Here is an 18,216-nt window from a genome sequence, read left to right on the forward strand (position 1 = left end):
CTCCGTGAACAAGGGGCCACCGATCACAGAGCCGTGGGTTCTTGGGATCTTCCCGCCAACGCGGCACCGATGACGATCGCTGCCAGGCCCACAACGGTCGAGAACGTCAACCGTTCCTGCGATAAGACGACTCCAAGCACCACAGCGAAGGCCGGAGACAGATAAAACGCGAGAGCCGCGTGGGCCGGTCCTACATGGCTGATCAAGGTGTAGAACAGGACGAGGGTTCCGCCGGTGCGCACCACGCCCAGCACTAGCAAGGCAGCGGGCACACGGTCAGCCCGGCCGGGAGCGTGGTGGCAGGGCTCAGTCTGGTCCGGATCCGTTCCATCTCCTCCCGGCTGCCTCCGAGGTTGGCGCCCGTGGCGACCACGTACCGGACCGGGAAGGTCACACCGTCCAGGACCGGGCCGATGGCGGCGCAGATCTCGATGAGCTCGATGTTGCTCTGGGCATGCTCCTCGACGGACATCTTCGCGTACAAGTGCAGGGGACGCAGCACCGGAAACAGCCAGCCCACCGGCGAAACAGCCCCCTGATCCGTTCCGGGGTGACGGTGTCGGCCCACCCCCACGGGTAGGCGCCGTCCACGGACACCACCCCCAGGACGCGGTCCGGATTCCGGCCGGCCCAGTGCAGCGCGACCGGCGCGCCGTAGGACCAGCCGACCAGAAGCGGCCGGTCCACGCCCCTGGCCGCAAGGACGGCGTCGATGTCACGGAAGTGCGCCTCGAACGAAGCGGCTGCGGCCGAACGCTTGATCGGCCGCGGGCCCGCATGTCGTAGGTGATGTGCTGGTAGTCGCTGCCGAGTTCGGCGATGACGCGCCGCCAGTACGACTGAGTGGCGAACTGGCCATTGAGGTAGACCACGCAACGACCGGGCCCACCGGTGTCGGTCACGGCCGGCGCGGTGTTGTCGACCGGCACCATGCCGGTCCAGGAGGCGTTGAAATTGGTCACCCGTTCAGCGTGCACCCTGACCTGAGGTCAAGGTCAAACCCCAATTAGCTCAGGGATGGAGACGCCCTTCCAGGGAAACGGCGGCGCTTATCGTGGTGCCTTCTCCCCGTACGCCATTGACCGTGAGGCGGCCGCCTAGTCCGGCGACTTCGGCTCGCCGGCCGCGTAGACGGGCCTGGAACACGTCCGCCGACATCCCGGAGTCGTCATAGCTGACGGTCAAGCGCAGCCCGCTGGGGACCGCGGTGAGGGCGATGGAGACGGTACGGGCCTGTGCCTGCCGTTCCACCTCCTGCAGGACATCACGGATCGTGCCATGGACGATCTCGGTAATCACGGTGGGAAGCGGCTGTTTCGGCAGAGCCCATATCTCCACCGTGATCCCGGTCTGCAGCGACCATTCCGCCAAGTAGTCCGCCAAAGCCTGAGAGGCTGTGCGGCTGCCTGATTCGAGTTCTCCATGTGAGCTGTTGATCATCTACTTCTTCCCTTGCTCGTCACCGGTCAAGTGCGCCTGAGCAGGCCGTACGGAGTAGTTGCGCGGGAACGGTCATCGCTCGAGCCATGCCTGCTCGGAGGTGAACTTGCAGGGCCACTGGATCGCCTTCTTGCCCTTGCGCTTCTCGCCGCTCCCGATGGCGAGGCACATGCCTGTGGCCCTGTTCTGGAGCCGCTCCAGATGGTCATCGTTGTAGATCCACTGCTGCGCCAGTCCGCCGTCCGTGCACGGCCACTGGATCGCGACCTTCCCCTTCTTCTTCTCACCGCGCCCGATCGCCAGGCACAGCCCGGTCTTGACGTTCACGAGCCGGCGGTCGGGCCGGTGGATCCAGCGCTGCTCCTTGCCCCCGGTGCAGGGCCACTGGATCACCGGTTTCGCCGCTTTCACCTCTCCCCGGCCCACGGCCAGACACATGCCGGTCGCGCCGTTGACGTATGCCCGGCCGGGTCCGGCGGAGGCCACGGCGGCTTGTGCGGACGCGGTGGGCGGCAGGGACAGCACGGTCAGGGCGGTCACCACCACGGCGGCGGTCGTGGAGCTCGTGCGCATGGATGTCCTTTCGCAGGTGGTCGATCGACAGGGGGACGGGATCACGAGACTGGTCGCGATCATCAGCAGTCGCTGATCTCGATCGGTGGGCAGGCCGGGACAGGTCACACGTCTGTGTGCCGGCTCCCGGCAGTCTCGGCGGGCAAGCGGTCCCGTGACCGCTTGCCCGCCGAGGCCTGTGGCACCAGGATCGTGGCGACAAGATTGTTCGGCACCCCCGATCAGGCAGGCAAACAATGCTTTTCCCGGCAGAACGGTTCCGCTCCGCGCCTCCTCAGCCGGTGGCAGCGGCTCCTGATACCGACCGACCTTCCGGCGGGCTCTTGTCACTGGCCATGTGCGTGTCGCTCACGCGCGCAGGCATTCGGGTCTGCAACGCAGGCGATCGGCGAGCCGGGGTCAACAGGTGATGTGATCAGCGAGCGCGTCTGAACCGTCTTCGTCGTCCAGTGAATGGAGTCCCGTAACGGTGGCAGGCCGTCGTGAAGGTCCGGTGGATCCGGCAGCGGGACCGGTTCAACGCTTTGCTTCGGAGTTACGCAAGCTGCGCCAGGAAGCGGGCGGCCTCACCTATCGGGCCATGGCCAAGCGTGCGGGTTATTCGGTCACCACGCTGTCGCAGGCGGCGGCGGGTGAGCGTCTGGCTTCGCTGCCGGTCGTCCTCGCCTTTGTGGAGGCCTGCGGCGCAGACGTCTCCGCATGGGAGCGCCGCTGGCAGCAGGTCGCGCATGAAGTGGCCCGCGAGAGGGCGGATGATGACGGTGCCGCCGGGCCGTACCTTGGCCTGGCCCCGTACGACACGGACGATTCCGGTCGTTTCTTCGGGCGGGAGCGGCTCGTCGAGGAAGTGCACGTGCTGCTTCGACGGCATCGTTTCGCCGCGGTGTTCGGCCCTTCGGGCAGCGGCAAGTCGTCCCTGTTGCGCGCGGGGCTTGTGGCTGCCGCATGTGGGGAGACGACATCCACGGGCGAATCCTTCGGGCAGAGCTGGATCCTCACACCGGGTGAGCACCCGATGCGGCACGCCGACCGGCTCCTCGCGGGCGGGGGCGACTCCGACATGCTGATCGTGGTCGACCAGTTCGAGGAGGTGTTCACGCTCTGCCGGGACCAGCGTGAGCGGGGGCAGTTCATCGACCTGCTGCTCAACGCGCGAGATCCGCAGAGCCGGATGAGAGTGGTCATAGCGGTGCGCGCCGACTTCTACGGGCGATGCGCCGAGCACCGCGAGCTCACCGGCGCCCTGCGCGAGGCCAATGTGCTGGTGGGGCCGATGCACCAGGTAGAGCTCAGGGAAGCGATCATCCGGCCGGCCATGGCCGAGGGCTTGACCGTGGAGCGGGCGCTGACGGCCGCGATCGTCGCCGACGTCGCCGAGGAGCCGGGGGCGCTGCCGCTGATGTCGCACGCGCTGCGGGAGGTCTGGCGCCGCCGTACGGGGAAGATGCTGACGTTGGACGCCTACGAGGGCGTGGGCAGAGTCCATGGGGCGATCAGCCATACCGCGGAGGAGCTCTATGCCCGGCTGTCGCCGGCACAGGCGAGGATCGCCCGGCGGATCCTGCTCAGGCTGATCAATCCGGGCGAGCAGGCTCAGGACACCCGCCGTCCCGCCGCCCGGGCGGAGCTGGACCCGTATGGGGAGGCGGACACGGCGCTGGTCATCGAGCAGCTGGCCGGGGCCAGGCTGCTCACGCTGCACCAGGACACCGTGGAGCTCGCGCACGAGGCCTTGATCGAGTCGTGGCCGCGACTGCGTGGCTGGGTGGACGAAGGCCGGGATCGCCTGCGAGCCCATCGGCAGTTGACCGAGACGGCCAAGGCGTGGGAGGCGCATGGCCGGGATGCCGGGCTCCTCTACCGGGGCACCCGCCTGGCCGTCGTCGACAAGCTGTTCATCGAGCCGGAGAACCGTGGCGACCTCACGCCCCTGGAACGGGACTTCGTTGAGGCGAGCGCGGCACTGGCCCGGCGCACCTCCCTGGTGCGGGTCGCTGTCTCGGCCGTTCTGGTGGTCTTGCTGGTCGCCTCCATGGTCGCGGCGGGAGTCGCCATCCGGCAGGCCGGTCTGGCCGACGATCGGCTGGCGGAGGCGACGGCCCGGCTGGCCGCCAGGCGTGCGGCCGCCCTGCGGATGAGCGACCCGAAGCTGGCCCGCCGGTTGAGCGCCGCGGCCTGGCGGATCGCCCAGGTCCCCGAGGCCAAGGGCGAGCTGATCGACTCGATGGCGCTGCCCTTGGTGGACGTCGTCACCGCCCCGTACGACGCGACGGGCTTGGTGCATGGGCTCAGCGTGGATGGCACCAGGCTGGCCGTCTACACACCCGGTACGGCGGCCGAGCCGGGCGCACTGCGCGTGCTTGACCTGGCCACGAAGAAGGAGGTCGCGAGCGCGATATGGAGGGAGCCAGATGTATTGGAATTGGTGTGGAGTCCTGACGGCCGTACGGTGGCGGTGGGCGACGCGGCCGGCACACGGCTGTGGACCGTCGGCGGCGAACGCCTGACGGACCTCAACGCGTCGTTCCCCGACCTCGACCCCACAAGGTTCAGCCCGGACGGGCGCTTTCTCATCGGGGTCCGCGATGGCAGGTACGAAGCCTGGAGCGTCGCGGACCGGACACGCGTGCTCGCCGAGCCGATCAGGGCCATCAGCCCGGACGGCCGGCTGGCCCTGGTCATCCCGGCGAAAGCCAACGAACTGTCGAGCATCGTGCTGTCCCCCGACAACGGGACGAGCTCGGGGCGGAGGGCGGAACTCTGGGACATCGAGAAGCGCAAGCCGCTCAGGGCCCCCTGGCTACCGGAAACCGCCACGGAAGGCGTGTTCAGCCCAGATGGGAAGCACCTGGCCGTCCCCACCAACGACGGTATCCGGCTGTGGGAAATCTCCTCGGGCAAGGAGGTCCTAAGCCCGCTGCTTCCGCCTTCGGAACGTGTGGAGTTCAGCGCCGACGGCCGATTCCTGGCCGGGACGCGGGGTGGGGGGTCGGCGGCCCTGTGGCGGGTGGACGACGGCATGCTGCTGATGAACTCCTCGCTTCACTCCGACGTTGTGGCAGCCGAGCCCCGTTTCTCGCCGGATGCCCGGTATCTCCGGATGATCGGCCAGCACGGCACGGTGAACGTCCTGGACATCTCCCCCTACACCCGCCCCGAGGTGCTCGCGCCGGGAAGCGGCAAGCGACTGTTCAGCCCCGACGGCCGCCTCCTGGTGACGGCGCATCGCCGAAAAGGCAGGGCCGAGGTGCGCATATGGGATGTCGCCGCGCGGACACCCGTGAGCGGCCCGCTACCCGTCGACGATCTCCCTGAAGAGGACCCTGCGGAGACGGCGTACGCCCCGGTGTTCAGCCCCGATGGGCGCACGCTTGCGCTCACCCACCCCGCGTCCCCCGTGGTGACCTTGTGGGACGCCACGAACGGCCGCAACATCGGCGCACTGCGCGTCCGGAGACAGGGAGCCGTCGGAGTCTTGCCTGTGGCCTTCTCACCCGACGGCAGAACCGTCGCGGTCGTCCCCCTTCTCCCGAGCCCAGACAACGAAGCGGGGTTCGATGACCTGACTTTCGACGACCTCGAGCTGTGGGACGTGAGAGCTCGAAGATGGATCCGCACCGTCTCCGGTGCGGGATCAGGGGTTCTGATCTTCGAGCCGGACGGGCGCCGGTTGCTCGTGGACGGATCCGACAAGGGGCGAATCCTGGTCGATACGGCCACCGGAGCGATACGCCAGCACTCATCCGACGCCCGCGCCGAGGGAGAGATCCTCTTCATCGAGAACAGAGCCGCGATCGGCGGCGATGACGGGCGTTTGACGTTCTGGGACAGGGAGTTGCGCAGGCCTTTGGCCCCGCCGCAGATCGCGGACACGAAATCGATCATGGCTCTTGTCCCTTACCGGCAGGGCGGGCTACTCGCCACGGTCGGCAACGGGGGCGATTCAGGCATCCAGCTGTGGGACTGGCGGGGATATCAGCGGATCGCCGCACCGATCAGCTACACCACCCAGTCCGTGCCGGCCGTGGCATTCAACCGGACGGCTCTCCTCGTCTCATCCGCCGACGGGGCCTTACGTGAGATCACCGTCGATCCCGGCACTGCCACCGCCGTGATCTGCCGCCGGGACGGCGGCCTGTCCCCGTCCGAGTGGCAACAACACATCCCAGAACTGGCCTATCAAAAGACCTGCCACTGACGACACCCCGCGAGAAACGGGGCGACGCATCATCTACCCGGACGTCCTTGATCCTGCAGGATGGATTGGGGATCGGGACAGGCCCAGGGTGATGACGTCGCGCAGGCGTGGCCGCCGGGCGGGCCGGAGGCATGCAGATCCACGAAGAGCTGGCCTTGGGGAACCGGCGGCGCAGCCTATGGGCCAGCCGCAGCGCGAATGCCGTCTTACCGACCCGGGCCATGCCGGAGACGACGATGGTCGCGATCCAGCCCGGCTCCTCGCCTGCCACAGCGCCTCGTGCGCCCCCGCGAGTTGTTCCTGCCGGCCGACGGAAACAAGCCGGATCCGGCGGCAACCGGGCGGGCCGAACGACGACCGGCCTGCAGACTTTCGGGGCGCGCGCCAGCGTCCTCACCCGGCTTGCGTTGGCGAGGATGTGGCTGTGCAGTCGCCGCAGCTCGGTGCCGGGCTCGACGCCGATCTCGCTGTTCAGCAGCGTGCGGTTCGCAAAGCCCGGGCGATACCGGTGGGCAGGCCCACGCCGGAAGGCGGGATGCGCACCACTGTCGCCTTCCCGCCGCGCACCTAGCGTTGGTGGGTGGCCGCCTCTCGCGACGGTGTCGTGGTTCTCGACGAGCAGGCGGAGGCGTACTACGGGTTCGGCCAGGACGGGAACCAGATGTGGCGAGACCGAGCGGCTCCAGTTACCGGAACCGCATTCCAAGATCGCCCGGAGGTTCGTTCCCCCATGATCTTGTTATGCGAAGGGCCTCCGACCTGTTGATGCAGGTCGGAGGCCCAACTTAGCGGCGGTGGTGGTGGGATTTGAACCCACGGATGAGTTGCCCCATCACACGCTTTCGAGGCGTGCGCCCTCGGCCACTAGGCGACACCACCGCGAATGAGCTTACCGGATCCGCCGAGTGGCAAAGAACTGCTTTAGGAGCGCCGAGCACTGCTCCGCCAGCACCCCCATGACGACCTCCGGCCGATGATTGAGCCGGCGATCGCGTACGACGTCCCAGAGCGAGCCCACGGCCCCACCCTTCTCGTCGACGGCCCCGTACACGATCCGATCGACCCTGGCCTGCACCGCGGCCCCGGCGCACATCGTGCACGGCTCCAGCGTCACCACCAGCGTGCAGCCGCCGAGCCGCCATTGCCCGCGCGCCGCGGCCGCCTGCCGGAGTGCGAGGACCTCGGCGTGGGCGGTCGGGTCGGCGGTGGACTCGCGGTCGTTGCCCGCCGCGGACAGGACCTCGCCGTCCGGCCCGAGCACCACCGCGCCCACGGGGACCTCCTCCCTGGCGGCCGCCGCGACGGCCTCCTCCAGGGCCAGGCGCATGGCCTCCTCGTGGGTCACGGGTCCGGCGGGGTCACCGCAGCCGGTCGAGCTCGTCGGCGAACGACAGCCGCTCGGCGATCACCGACAGGATGTCGGCCGGCAACATGCCCTCTTCCATACTGAGCTCCAGCAGCTCTTCCGAGCTCACACCCAGGTCGCTGAGCAGCTCGAAGTCGCCGGCCGGGCGTATGCCGAGGCCGTTGCCCTCCTTGTCCGGCGCCACCCCGGCGAACTCGGCGAACAGCTCGCCCAGGCTGTCGGAGACCACGGCGTGCACGTCGGACAGAAACACGCGTGGTTCTTCCTCGCCCCGGTAGCGGACGATCGCGAACCATTCGTCCTCGACCTCGACGCACAGCAGGGCCAGCTCGTCGCCGGTCAGCCCCAGCGCCTCCATGACGGTGTCGCCGAAGTCGTCGATGATCTCAGCATCACTCAGATCGACCTCTGCACCGCTCCAGCCGTTGGAGGTCCTGACGAAGGCCGCAGAGAAGGTGTTGGACGCCATGTCCGCGCTCCAGGGGGTCAGCCGAAGACCGATTCGATGGCACGCTCGAACGGCTCGGAGAAACCGAGCCGCGCGGCGATGCTGGACAACACATCTTCGGGAAGCAGATCGATGTCGCCGGAAAGGATGCCCAGCTCCATCTCGTCCAACCCGAGATCGGCGAAGATCGACAGATCTCCGGCCGGGAGCACGGTCTCCTCGTCCTGAAGGATCTCGTCGAGCTCCTCCTCGTCCGGCACGGGCACGTCGAGGTAGTCGAGCACCTGGCGGGCCAGGGGAAAGTCCCATGAGGCGGCGATGTCGGACAGGAAGACGCTGACCCGATCGCCCAGCACCCTCAGCGCCACGAAGAACTCGTCCCCCACGGCGACCAGGCCGATCGTGCCACTCTCGCTGGGCTGCTGCCGCAGTGCGTGGATCAGCCCCTTCAGGTCGGAGGTGAGTATGACGGGCAACAGCTCGGCATCCCAGCGCTCGTCCTCGCGATAGACCACGATGGCGAAGTCGAGCGCGTCTTCGTCTGTCATCGTCATTCCCACCCGACCTCTGACCCGACAGATATCACCAGCACCTAATCGTTCCAGACCCGGCCACTAGGCGTGTGCCTCTCCGACCAAATTGTGATCAAAACCAAAACCGCGAGGTGCTGCCACGTGCCCCACAAGATAGCGTTGTCCTCTATGGAGACCCTCGTCGTTGATCATCCGCTCGTGGCGCACAAGCTCACCACGCTGCGTGATGCCCGCACCGACTCGCCGACCTTCCGCAGGCTGGCGGACGAGCTGGTGACGCTGCTGGCGTACGAGGCCACCCGGGACGTGCGGGTCACCGACATCACCGTCGAGACGCCGGTCGCGCCCGCCACGGGCGTGCATCTGGCCAGGCCCTACCCGCTGGTCGTGCCGATCCTGCGGGCCGGGCTCGGCATGCTCGACGGCATGACGAGGCTGCTGCCCACGGCCGAGGTCGGGTTCCTGGGCATGATCCGCAACGAGTCCACGCTCCAGGCGGAGACGTACGCCACACGCCTGCCCGACGACCTGTCCGGTCGGCAGTGCTTCGTGGTCGACCCCATGCTGGCCACCGGCGGGACGCTGGCGGCCGCCGTGCAGTTCCTGTTCGACCGGGGAGCCGTGGACGTAACGGCCATCTGCCTGCTGGCCGCCCCCGAGGGACTGGCGTATATGGACAAGGTGTTCGCCAACTCCGGCAAGCCGATCCGCGTCGTGACCGCCGCCCTCGACGAGCGGCTCAACGAGCACGGCTACATCGTGCCCGGGCTCGGCGACGCCGGCGACCGCCTCTACGGCGTCGTCTGACCACTACGGAGCGGAATTCCCTCACTCTCCGTCGCCACTTCGTTACATAATGTGGTTGAGTGGGTACGAAGAGACAGGAAGGCAACTTCCGCATGCGCGTGGGGGAGCATGATGAGCTACATGCCCGGTGCCGAGGTGTCCTCGTGAACGAGCACATCGAGGCGGATCCGACTCCGTACGCGGAGATCGAGGCATTGCTGCGCGAGGAGTTCGCCGGTGTCCACTCCACGACCACCGTAACGCGCTGCGTGGAGGCAGCGCACTACGGCGCGCTGGAGGTCACCGGCTACGCGCATCCCAGCCTTGTCGAACGCATCGCTCGCAAGCACCTCCACGTCCTGGCCCTGGTGGCCAGCGAACGCGGCTAACAAGATCAGAACCAACCCGCTAAGACACCTTTACCCCGGCATCGGGGTGGGTAATGTATAGGTCGGGTGGAGTGGGTAAGTGGCACGGAGGCGACAGTGCAGGTCAAAAAAGTCCTCACCTACGGTGGTATCGCATTTGTGGCGTACTACCTCTTGGCCCGACCAGCTGACGCCGCTGACGCGGTGAAGGGGGCGTTCGACACGGTGTTCAACGCGGCCGACTCCCTGGCCCAATTCGTGAACAATCTCTCATGAGACTTGTGACCCACGGGGACTCCGCCCCGGCGTCGGTCAGTCGCTACCTTCTCCCCACCGAACAACAACACCTCATGGTGCGGCGCCACCCTGCCGTCCTACTCCGCCCTGTCGCCGAGGTGTTCGCCGGTCTGATCATCGCCGGCCTCCTCAGCAAGTTCTTCGGCGACAACCAAGGAGGCGGCACGGCGCTGGTCGTCGTGTGGTGGTTGTGGCTTCTGCTGTTGATCCGTTTTGTATGGAAAGTCGCGGAGTGGTCAGTCGATTACTTTGTGGTGACCTCAAAACGGATGTTGCTCACCACGGGCCTCATTACTCGCAAGGTCGCGATGATGCCCTTGACCAAGGTCACTGACATGAGCTTCCAGAGAACTCTCCTTGGGCGCATGCTCGGTTACGGTGAGTTCATCCTGGAATCGGCCGGCCAGGACCAGGCTCTGTCAACGGTCGAGTACATTCCGTATCCGGAGACCCTGTACCTCGAGGTCTGCCAGATGCTTTTCCCCAGCAAGGACGACGGCGACGATTAATCTCTAGGTGGAGAATTCTTCACGCGGGGATACCAGATTCGGCTACTTCATGCAATCATTGCGTGTTGTTGACCCTTCCCCGCCTTGAGAGATGAGATGCCGAGTCAGGGAACCATCGGTGACCGCGTCCGAGGATTGCGGCTTAACAGGCGGATGTCGCAGGCCCAGCTGGCCGGACCCGACCTGTCTGACAGTTATGTCTCGCTCATTGAGTCGGGCAAGCGCACGCCGACTCCTGTCGTGGCTCGGCTGCTGGCCGAGCGGCTCGGATGCACGACCGAGTTCCTCCTTCACGGGATCGAGCCTCGGCAGCGCATCGACACCGAGCTCGGGCTGCGCCACGCCGAGCTCGAGCTCCAGCACGGTGACGCCGCCGTGGCCGCCGACCGCTTCACGGAGATCGTGAAGGCGGCCGACGAGGAAAACGCCATGCTGACCGCGCAGGCCCGGTTCGGCCGGGCACGCGCTCTCGAGGCCCAGGGTCGGCTCGGCCAGGCGGTAGAGGCCTTCGAGCGCCTGCGCAGGGAGGCCGCGGCCCACCCCGAGCGGCTGGCCGACCTCCCACTCACGATCGCGCTGAGCCGCTGCTACCAGCGGGCCGGTGACCGGCTGCGCGCTCGCGACCTGGCGTCGTACGCGCTGGAGCAGGCCGAGCGGCTGTCCATCACCGAGGGCGAGATCGCCGTCGACCTGGCCACCGCGCTCATCGAGGCACGTGGCGAGCGTGAGAGCGACTCCCCCGAGCTTGCCTACGTCAAGCGCGTGCTGGACACGACCGGCGTTCCTCAGGTTATGGACCGTTCCGGAGAGATTCGCGCGTTGTGGCACGCGAGTGCCGCGGCGGCGGCAGGCGAGGATTCTGCGCTGGCCGTGCGCCTGGCCGACGACGCGATCATGGCGGGTCGCGAGTCCCGGCTCGCGCTGCAGCTCGCCCGGGCCGCCATGCACTGGTCCAGGATGCTGACCGCGCCGATCGAGGAGGCCGAGGGGCTCGTTTCGGCCGCCTCCCGCGTCTTCGCCGGCTTCCCCGCCGCCACGCGCGAATACGGCGAGAGCCTGATCGTGCACGCGCGGGTCCGGCTGCGGGCCGGCGACCCCGCACGGGCCGCTGAGCTGGCCGGTGCGGCGTTGGAGCAGTCACCCGACCACGCGGGCACCACGCCTGCCGAGGCGCATCTCGTGCTCGCCACCGTGGCGCTCGACGAGGGCCGGGAGGCTGCGGCAGACCTCGCCACGGCTCACCGGATGCTGAGCGCGCTGGACCGGCCGGTGTTCGGCTCGGATCGGCAGGTGGCCCGCTGCTGGCGCGAGCTGGGCGACCTCTACGGCAGGGTCGGGTCCGTGGCGCAGCAGACGGCGGCATATCGTAAGGCCCTCGAAGCTGCCGGAGTTCGCTCTGCCATGGCGGGAGTGACGGCTGACGCCATAGTTTCTCGCTGATCCTCCGGAGAGCTCCAGATTTGGCTTTTGAGTCTGGAATAATTAGGGTCTACCAGTCATTGACTCATAGGATGATTGGTTTCCCGGAGGAGGCGGACTGTGAGTCTGCGTACGGCGCAGCGAGCTTCGCTCGTCGACCAGGTGATCGACCAGCTCAAAGAGCAGATCACCTCAGGGTCGTGGCAGATGAACGGCAAGATCCCGACCGAGACCGTGCTCGCCGAGCAACTCGGAGTGGGTCGTAACACCGTTCGGGAGGCCGTACGCGCGCTCACGCACGCCGGGCTGCTTGAGTGCCGTCAGGGGGACGGCACTTACGTCCGGGCGACCAGTGAGCTGTCCGGCGCCATGCTGCGGCGGCTGAAGCAGGCCGAGCAGCTGGAGATCCTGGAGGTACGCCGGGCGCTCGAGGTCGAGTCGGCGCGCCTGGCCGCCACCCGGCGCACGGACGAGGACATCGTCCGCATCGAGGCGGCGCTGGCCGAGCGGGACCGCGCATGGGAGCTGGACGACCCCGACTCCTTCGTCGAGGCCGACCTGGCCTTCCACATGGCGGTCGCGCACGCCACGCACAACCTCGTGCTGATCGACCTGTACGAGGACTTCTCCGCGGCCCTGCGCGCCAGCATCACTGCCGCGGGCACGTCGCTCAACAAGAGCTACATCCCGCACGACGCGATCGCCCGCGCCATCGCGGCCGGCGACGCGGCGGCGGCGGAGCGGGCGGGTCACGCCTGCATGGAGCACATCCTCATCGCCCTCACGGAGTCCTGAGGCGATCTGCGTAGTCACGCGCGAAGTCGGTGAACGACCTGCCGGGGCGGCCCATCACGTCGGCGAACGTCGGGGTGGTGTAGTCGCCCCAGCCCTGTGCGTACGCCGTCAGGTATTCCTTGGTGACCGCGGCCACCCACTCCGGCAGCCCGGCCGCCAGCATCGAATGTCGTGCCTCGTCCGGCGTGACCGGCTGGTAGGCGATCGGCCCGCCGTACACCTCCCCCAGCGCCGTCGCCGCGTCCCGCAGCGAGATGCTGGCCGGGCCCGTGAGAGTGTAGGTCTTGCCCTTGTGCGGCGCCGGATCGCGCAGGACCGCGGCGGCGAAGTCGCCGATGTCGCGTACGTCGATCGGGCTCAGCCTGCCCTCGCCCGTCGCACCGTAGAGCGTGTCGCCGTTCACCGAGCCGAAAAGGTTCTGCATGAAGAACGCCGGGCGGATGACGGTCCAGTCGAGGCCAGAGGCCGCGAGCTCGACGTCGGACAGGGCGTGCAGCCGGCCGTTACGGGTCGGGGCGTCGTGGGCGGCGCCGATGGCCGACATGCGCACGACGTGCCCCACTCCGGCCTTTCTTGCGGCCCATACGGCGTTCATGCTGGCGTGGGGTGCCTGGGGGCCCATCGCGGTCAGCAACCACAACGTGTCAACGCCCTTGAACGCCTGGTCGAGCGTGGTGGGGTCGTCCAAGTCGCCGACCGCCACCTCCACGCCGGACGGCGCCTTCGCCGCATCACGCACCAGGACCCGCACGTCCTCCGTGCCTGCCAAGGACTGCAGCACAGCGCTGGAAACGGTGCCGGTGGCACCGGTGATCAAGATGGTCATCGTATGGTCCCCTCTTCCATGGACACGAGCTCGTCGATCAGGTCGAAAAAGGCCCGGATGCCGGGCAGGTTGGCGCCCTTGGCGCGGGAGTCGGCGAAGTCCTCCGGCGTGCGCCACTCCACGATGTCCAGCCACTCGTCGTCGGACACGTGGACCAGCTTGGCGCCCAGGAATCCCGCCCGATCGGCCTGGAAATCCGCGATCATCGCCGGGCGGGCCGCCAGGAGCTGGTCGGCACGGTCCGGCGCGACGCGGAACCTGGCGAGTTCCACCGTTGTCGTCATGACATGGAGAATATAGTAAGAATTAGTGACGGTCAAGATTAGTGACTAAAGGGAGGGTGTGAGGTGCGCAGGAGCCAGCGCAAGCAGGAGGAGCCCGATCTCGGCATCCTGTCCAGCCGGGCCCTTTTCAGCCTGCAGCGGGAGCTCTTCACCAGGCTGAGCGAGCAGGGACATCCGCGGCTACGGCCGCGGCACGGTGCGGTGATGGCGTACTTGGACGAGGAAGGCAGCAGGGCCACCGACCTGGCGGCTCAGTCGGGCCAGCACAAGCAGGTGATCGGCACCCTGCTCGACGAGCTGGTCGAGCTCGGATACGTCGAGCGCCGGCCGGACCCGGCCGACCGGCGCGCCAAGCTGATCGTGCCCACCGAGAAGGGGCGCGACCACATGGTCAAGTCGGACGCGATCATCGCCGCGATGGAGGCTGAACATGCGCGGGCGGTGGGTGAGCAGGCGTACGCGGACTTCAAGCGGGTCTTCAAGAAGGTCGCCGACCGCCAGACCGGCAAGGGCCACGACGACACACCGCACCCAGATTGACCCCCGAGGACCTGGCCACCTCGCCCGCGCCTCCCAACGCCGACCTTCCAACGGGCCGCCGCTCCCGCCATGTGTGCCGCTGCCCTCCCCCTGTGCGTGCCGCAGCGACGGGCGCAGGCGTCGCAGCCGCCGACGGTGACCGCGGACACCGGACACAGAGCGTCGCGCGACTCAGGGCCGCAGGCGTGGGCCGGGGACGCGGGCGCGGGAGGTGCCGGAGCACGGGTGCGCGACCCGGGAATGCCACGATCCGAGGCGGTCGGCCGACGCTTGTAGGGAGGCACCGGTGCCCGTGCGCCGTTGCGGCGGCCGACCCCGTGCGGGTCAGAGGGCGTCTCCCTGGAGGCCCTCAGCCCCGCACGACGGGTGGCGCCCACTTGGCCCCGCCGTAAAAAAAGAAAAAAGAAAGATCACTGCTGGCGGAGGGACATCACCAGATAGCGGAAAGATGGGGCGCCGTCGCCAGGGACGTCCTGGATGAGAGCGGGCCTGGTCGGCGACTCCATGTTGATGCGGGCCAGGTCGCTCTCGATCCCCACCAGCCCGTCCAGCAGGAACTGCGACTGGAAGGCGATCTGGATGTCCTCACCACGCAACTCGCACTCGACCACCTCGGTCCCGCGCCCGATGTCGCCGCCACCCGCCTGGATGAGCACCTGTCCCTGCGTGAACGACAGCCGGATGGCGGTGTTGCGCTCGGCCACCAGCGCAACCCGCTTGATCGCGTTGACGAACGCCGTCACCGGCACGTCGGCCCTGATCGACCAGTCGCTGGTCAGCCTGGCACGGTAGTCGATGAACTGCTCGTCGAGCAGCCGCACCGTCGTGCTGCGTCCCACGCTCTCGAACCCGGCCACCCCGTCGCCCATCGCGATCGACACCTCGCCGCCGCGCAGCGACTTGGCCACCTCGACCAACACCCGCGCCGGCACCATCGCGGAGACGGCAAGGTCAGGACCGGCCGGGCGCCAGGCGAAGTCGCGCGCGGCGATGCGGTAGCGGTCGGTCGCCGCCATCGCCACGGACTCGCCCTCGATGTCGACCCTGATGCCGGTGAGCATCGGCAGCGTGTCGTCGCGGCTGGCGGCGGGCGCGACCTGGCCCACGGCCGAGGCGAACACACCGCCGCCGACGGCGCCGATGGCGGGCGGCATCGTGGGCATGGTCGGGAAGTCCTCGACCGGCATCGTGACGAGCCCGAACTCCGCGCTGCCGCAGGTCAGAACCGCCTCGGGACCTTCGGTGACGATCTCCACGTCGTCGGCGGGCAGGCTCCGGCTGATCTCGGCCAGCAGCCGGCCGGGAATGAGCACGCGGCCTTCCTCGGCCACGTCGGCGTCGATCACGGCCCGGGCGGAGACGTCATAGTCGAACGCGGACAGGCTCAGGTCCTCGCCTGCCTCCAGCAGGAGCCCGGACAGGACGGGCACCACAGGGCGGCTGGGCAGGACTCGGGCAGCCCACGCCACCGCCTCTGCCAGTACATCGCGGTTAACCCGGATTTTCACCTGTTACACCCCTTCGTCGCGCCGTGCCTCTATGAAAATAGCCCAGAGGACCGACAACCCAAGGCGAGTCCAGCGAGGCCCGTTCAACCGCTGCTGCTGAGGTCCAGGCGCGGTCCGTTCAACTGTGGCTGCTGAGGTCCAGGCGCGGTCCGTTCAGCTGCGGCTGTTGAGGTACGCGAGCACGGCCAGCACCCGCCGGTTGTCGTCGTCCGACGGCGCGAGCCCCAGCTTGGCGAAGATGTTGGCGGTGTGCTTGGCCACGGCGCTCTCGCTGAGGTAGAGCCGCTGGGAGATCGCCGCGTTGGAGCGGCCCTCCGCCATGGCCTCGAGCACCTCCCGCTCGCGAGGCGTGAGCGCGGCCAGCGGCTCGTGCCTGGCGTTGCTGGCCAGCAGCTTGGCGATGACCTCCGGGTCCATGGCGGTGCCGCCCGCGGCGACCCTGCGTACCGCGTCGATGAACTGCTCGGCGTTGAAGACCCGGTCCTTGAGCAGGTAGCCGATGCCGCCCGAGCCGTCGGCGAGCAGCTCGCGGGCGTACAGCTGCTCGACGTGCTGGGACAGCACGAGAATCGGCAGGCCGGGCACCGACGTCCTGGCCGCGAGCGACGCCTGCAGGCCCTCGTCGGTGAACGTCGGCGGCAGCCGCACGTCGACGATCGAGACGTCCGGGCGCAGCTCCAGCAGTCCCTTGAGCAGCTCCGGGCCGGACTCCACCGCGGCGACGACGTCGAAGCCGTGGGCCTGCAGCAGGTGCACCAGGCCGTCTCTGAGCAGGTAAAGGTCCTCGGCGATGAGCACCCGGTTCATGAGCACCAGGGCCTGGTCGGGGTCGCCTCCGCCATCCAGCGCTCCCGGTTGTGCGTGGCGGGGATACGAATGGCCATGGTGTGCATGGTAAGCCCGAGCGCGATCATGCCGATGATCGTCGGCCACTGCCAGACCTCGGGAAGATGCAGCGCCAGGAACCAGGACTTCTCGTCGAAGCCGATGATCTTGAAGATGGCCGGCACGAAGCCCTGCGGGAACGTCGGGCACCAGGCCGTCGCCCACAGGAAGCCGAGCAGGAGCGCCTTCCGCCTAGGGAGCCTGCCCAGGTCGCCCGACCAATGTTGGGGCAGCGCCTTGGGCAGCTCCATCGTCACCGTGGTGGGACCGCCGGGCGGGCTGTTCAGTGCGAGCACCCCGTCGAAGGCGGCCAGCCGCCGCTCGATGCCGGACAGGCCGCTGCCCTTGGCCGGGTCGGCGCCGCCCATGCCGTCGTCGGTGACCGTGATGCGCAGGTCGGGGCCGTTGGAGCTGATGTCCACCGTCGCCGACGCGGCATCGCCGTGCCGGGCGGCGTTGGACAGCAGCTCGCTGACGGCGAAGTACGCCGCCGCCTCGACCGGCGCCTCCGGCCGGTGCGGCAGGTCGACGTCCACGGTGACCCGCATCGGGCTGTCCAGGGCCAGGGCGCGGACGGCGTCGCCGAGCCCGCGTTCGGCCAGCACAGGAGGATGGATGCCGCGGATGACCCTGCGCAGCTCGGTCAGCGTGTCCGAGGAGGTGTCCCTGGCCTTGGCCACCAGCGCCTTGGCGGCCGCCGGGTCCTTGTCCATCAGCTCCTCGATCGCGCCGAGCGTCATCCCGATCGCGACCAGCCTGGCCTGGGTGCCGTCGTGCAGGTCGCGTTCGATCCTGCGCATCTCGGCCGCCTGCGAGTCGGTCGCCAGGTTGCGCGTGCGCTGGAGGTGGCTCACCTGGCCGGCCAGGCGGCTCGCCGCGGTCGCGCCGAGCAGCAGGTTGCTCCAGAGCGCGTAGAATCGCAGGCCCAGCTCGGGGACCAGGACGAACAGCGGCAGCAGCACCGCCTTGACCAGGGGGTCCAGCAGCAGCCAGAGACCGTCGCGCCAGGTCGCCGGGTCGGTGAGCAGCCACTTCCAGCGGTCGTTCCACGCGGGGATGCGTGGCGTCCTGTAGAGGGTGCGGTCCGAGCGGTACAGCCCGTCCGGTCCGGGCACGGGCGGCGGCGGCTTGGGCAGGTACGGGGCCTCGATCGGACTGCCTGTCCACGCGCGCATGAGCCGCCTGTTGAGCTCGGCCATCCGCCTGACCATCCGGACCTGCGGCGGGAACAGGAACACCATGCCCATCGCCACCGACAGGATCAGCATGACGCCGGCCAGGAGGATCAGCGGCACCTCGACGACGAGCAGCGCCAGCAGTGCCGTGACCTGACCTAACCTCCGCACGAGCATGCCTTCAGTCTGCGCCGGCAGGGGCGGCCCGGTCACTGCACTTAGGTACACCCTTGCCGGGCATCTAACGAGATTCCGCGACGGATTAC

At 68.4% G+C, this 18,216-nt stretch carries 20 protein-coding genes, 1 tRNA gene and 1 pseudogene; 8 read left to right on the top strand and 14 right to left on the bottom strand.

Going from position 1 to position 18,216, the window contains the following annotated elements; genetic code table 11:
* Positions 1–23 precede the first annotated feature (23 nt).
* From EDD27_RS59040 to EDD27_RS43030, 5 genes and pseudogenes are all read right to left on the bottom strand, one after another.
* Complete coding sequence (locus tag EDD27_RS59040; protein ID WP_127937749.1) at positions 24–272, bottom strand: EamA family transporter; 249 nt, start codon at positions 270–272, stop codon at positions 24–26.
* Positions 254–520 carry a hypothetical protein gene (locus EDD27_RS57355; RefSeq protein WP_241564956.1) on the bottom strand — a complete coding sequence of 89 codons (267 nt, stop codon included), beginning with the start codon at positions 518–520 and terminating at the stop codon, positions 254–256. The genes EDD27_RS59040 and EDD27_RS57355 overlap by 19 nt, the downstream gene beginning before the upstream one ends.
* Positions 521–618: 98 nt before the next feature.
* Positions 619–687: pseudogene (locus EDD27_RS57360) on the bottom strand (hypothetical protein); the annotation flags it as partial.
* 324 nt (positions 688–1,011) lie between these two features.
* Positions 1,012–1,440 (bottom strand): sensor histidine kinase, encoded by a 429-nt coding sequence (locus tag EDD27_RS43025; RefSeq protein ID WP_127937751.1) that lies wholly within the window; start codon positions 1,438–1,440, stop codon positions 1,012–1,014.
* A 72-nt stretch (positions 1,441–1,512) separates the two neighbouring features.
* A complete protein-coding gene (locus tag EDD27_RS43030; RefSeq protein WP_127937753.1) occupies positions 1,513–2,013 on the bottom strand; it encodes an RICIN domain-containing protein in 501 nt (166 codons plus the stop codon).
* Between the two features lie 493 nt (positions 2,014–2,506).
* Between EDD27_RS43030 and EDD27_RS43035 the strand changes: the two genes are divergently transcribed.
* Complete coding sequence (locus EDD27_RS43035; RefSeq protein WP_164904045.1) at positions 2,507–6,211, top strand: nSTAND1 domain-containing NTPase; 3,705 nt, start codon at positions 2,507–2,509, stop codon at positions 6,209–6,211.
* A 792-nt stretch (positions 6,212–7,003) separates the two neighbouring features.
* On the opposite strand, the gene EDD27_RS43040 is transcribed toward EDD27_RS43035, so the two are convergent.
* From EDD27_RS43040 to EDD27_RS43055, 4 genes are all read right to left on the bottom strand, one after another.
* A tRNA-Ser gene (locus EDD27_RS43040) sits at positions 7,004–7,090 on the bottom strand.
* A 10-nt stretch (positions 7,091–7,100) separates the two neighbouring features.
* Positions 7,101–7,556: a tRNA adenosine(34) deaminase TadA gene (gene tadA / locus EDD27_RS43045; RefSeq protein ID WP_277750794.1), complete on the bottom strand. Its 456-nt coding sequence runs from the start codon at positions 7,554–7,556 to the stop codon at positions 7,101–7,103.
* Between the two features lie 13 nt (positions 7,557–7,569).
* Entirely contained in the window at positions 7,570–8,046 is a 477-nt protein-coding gene (locus EDD27_RS43050; RefSeq protein WP_127937756.1) for a tRNA adenosine deaminase-associated protein, read from the bottom strand.
* Positions 8,047–8,063: 17 nt separating this feature from the next.
* Positions 8,064–8,579: a tRNA adenosine deaminase-associated protein gene (locus EDD27_RS43055; protein ID WP_127937758.1), complete on the bottom strand. Its 516-nt coding sequence runs from the start codon at positions 8,577–8,579 to the stop codon at positions 8,064–8,066.
* Positions 8,580–8,726: 147 nt separating this feature from the next.
* On the opposite strand from EDD27_RS43055, the gene upp reads away from it, so the two are divergent.
* The 6 genes from upp (at position 8,727) to EDD27_RS43080 (ending at position 12,732) form a co-directional block, all read left to right on the top strand.
* On the top strand, positions 8,727–9,365 hold the full coding sequence (gene upp, locus EDD27_RS43060) for a uracil phosphoribosyltransferase (protein WP_127937760.1): 639 nt from the start codon (positions 8,727–8,729) through the stop codon (positions 9,363–9,365).
* 143 nt (positions 9,366–9,508) lie between these two features.
* Entirely contained in the window at positions 9,509–9,733 is a 225-nt protein-coding gene (locus tag EDD27_RS43065) for a hypothetical protein (RefSeq protein ID WP_127937762.1), read from the top strand.
* A 96-nt stretch (positions 9,734–9,829) separates the two neighbouring features.
* Complete coding sequence (locus EDD27_RS54955; protein ID WP_164904046.1) at positions 9,830–9,988, top strand: hypothetical protein; 159 nt, start codon at positions 9,830–9,832, stop codon at positions 9,986–9,988.
* The gene (locus EDD27_RS43070) at positions 9,985–10,518 is read left to right on the top strand and encodes a PH domain-containing protein (RefSeq protein WP_127937764.1); all 534 of its coding nucleotides are present in this window, start codon (positions 9,985–9,987) and stop codon (positions 10,516–10,518) included. The genes EDD27_RS54955 and EDD27_RS43070 overlap by 4 nt, the downstream gene beginning before the upstream one ends.
* A gap of 96 nt (positions 10,519–10,614) precedes the next feature.
* Positions 10,615–11,958 (top strand): helix-turn-helix domain-containing protein, encoded by a 1,344-nt coding sequence (locus EDD27_RS43075; protein ID WP_127937766.1) that lies wholly within the window; start codon positions 10,615–10,617, stop codon positions 11,956–11,958.
* A gap of 99 nt (positions 11,959–12,057) precedes the next feature.
* Positions 12,058–12,732 carry a FadR/GntR family transcriptional regulator gene (locus EDD27_RS43080; RefSeq protein ID WP_127937769.1) on the top strand — a complete coding sequence of 225 codons (675 nt, stop codon included), beginning with the start codon at positions 12,058–12,060 and terminating at the stop codon, positions 12,730–12,732.
* Here the strand turns inward: EDD27_RS43080 and EDD27_RS43085 are convergent.
* Complete coding sequence (locus EDD27_RS43085; protein ID WP_127937771.1) at positions 12,719–13,558, bottom strand: SDR family oxidoreductase; 840 nt, start codon at positions 13,556–13,558, stop codon at positions 12,719–12,721. The genes EDD27_RS43080 and EDD27_RS43085 overlap by 14 nt on opposite strands.
* The gene (locus tag EDD27_RS43090) at positions 13,555–13,842 is read right to left on the bottom strand and encodes an antibiotic biosynthesis monooxygenase (RefSeq protein WP_127937773.1); all 288 of its coding nucleotides are present in this window, start codon (positions 13,840–13,842) and stop codon (positions 13,555–13,557) included. Before EDD27_RS43090 ends, EDD27_RS43085 begins: the two co-directional genes overlap by 4 nt.
* Before the next feature lie 63 nt (positions 13,843–13,905).
* On the opposite strand from EDD27_RS43090, the gene EDD27_RS43095 reads away from it, so the two are divergent.
* Positions 13,906–14,382 (top strand): MarR family winged helix-turn-helix transcriptional regulator, encoded by a 477-nt coding sequence (locus EDD27_RS43095; RefSeq protein WP_127937775.1) that lies wholly within the window; start codon positions 13,906–13,908, stop codon positions 14,380–14,382.
* 410 nt (positions 14,383–14,792) lie between these two features.
* Here EDD27_RS43095 and dnaN read toward each other — a convergent pair whose 3' ends face one another.
* The 3 genes from dnaN to EDD27_RS43110 form a co-directional block, all read right to left on the bottom strand.
* A complete protein-coding gene (gene dnaN, locus EDD27_RS43100) occupies positions 14,793–15,890 on the bottom strand; it encodes a DNA polymerase III subunit beta (protein WP_127937777.1) in 1,098 nt (365 codons plus the stop codon).
* 153 nt (positions 15,891–16,043) lie between these two features.
* Positions 16,044–16,697 carry a LuxR C-terminal-related transcriptional regulator gene (locus EDD27_RS43105; RefSeq protein WP_127937779.1) on the bottom strand — a complete coding sequence of 218 codons (654 nt, stop codon included), beginning with the start codon at positions 16,695–16,697 and terminating at the stop codon, positions 16,044–16,046.
* Positions 16,694–18,127 carry a sensor histidine kinase gene (locus EDD27_RS43110; protein ID WP_127937781.1) on the bottom strand — a complete coding sequence of 478 codons (1,434 nt, stop codon included), beginning with the start codon at positions 18,125–18,127 and terminating at the stop codon, positions 16,694–16,696. Before EDD27_RS43110 ends, EDD27_RS43105 begins: the two co-directional genes overlap by 4 nt.
* Positions 18,128–18,216: the final 89 nt, after the last annotated feature.

The sequence above is a fragment of the Nonomuraea polychroma genome, assembly GCF_004011505.1.
In the GTDB taxonomy this organism is placed as follows: domain Bacteria; phylum Actinomycetota; class Actinomycetes; order Streptosporangiales; family Streptosporangiaceae; genus Nonomuraea; species Nonomuraea polychroma.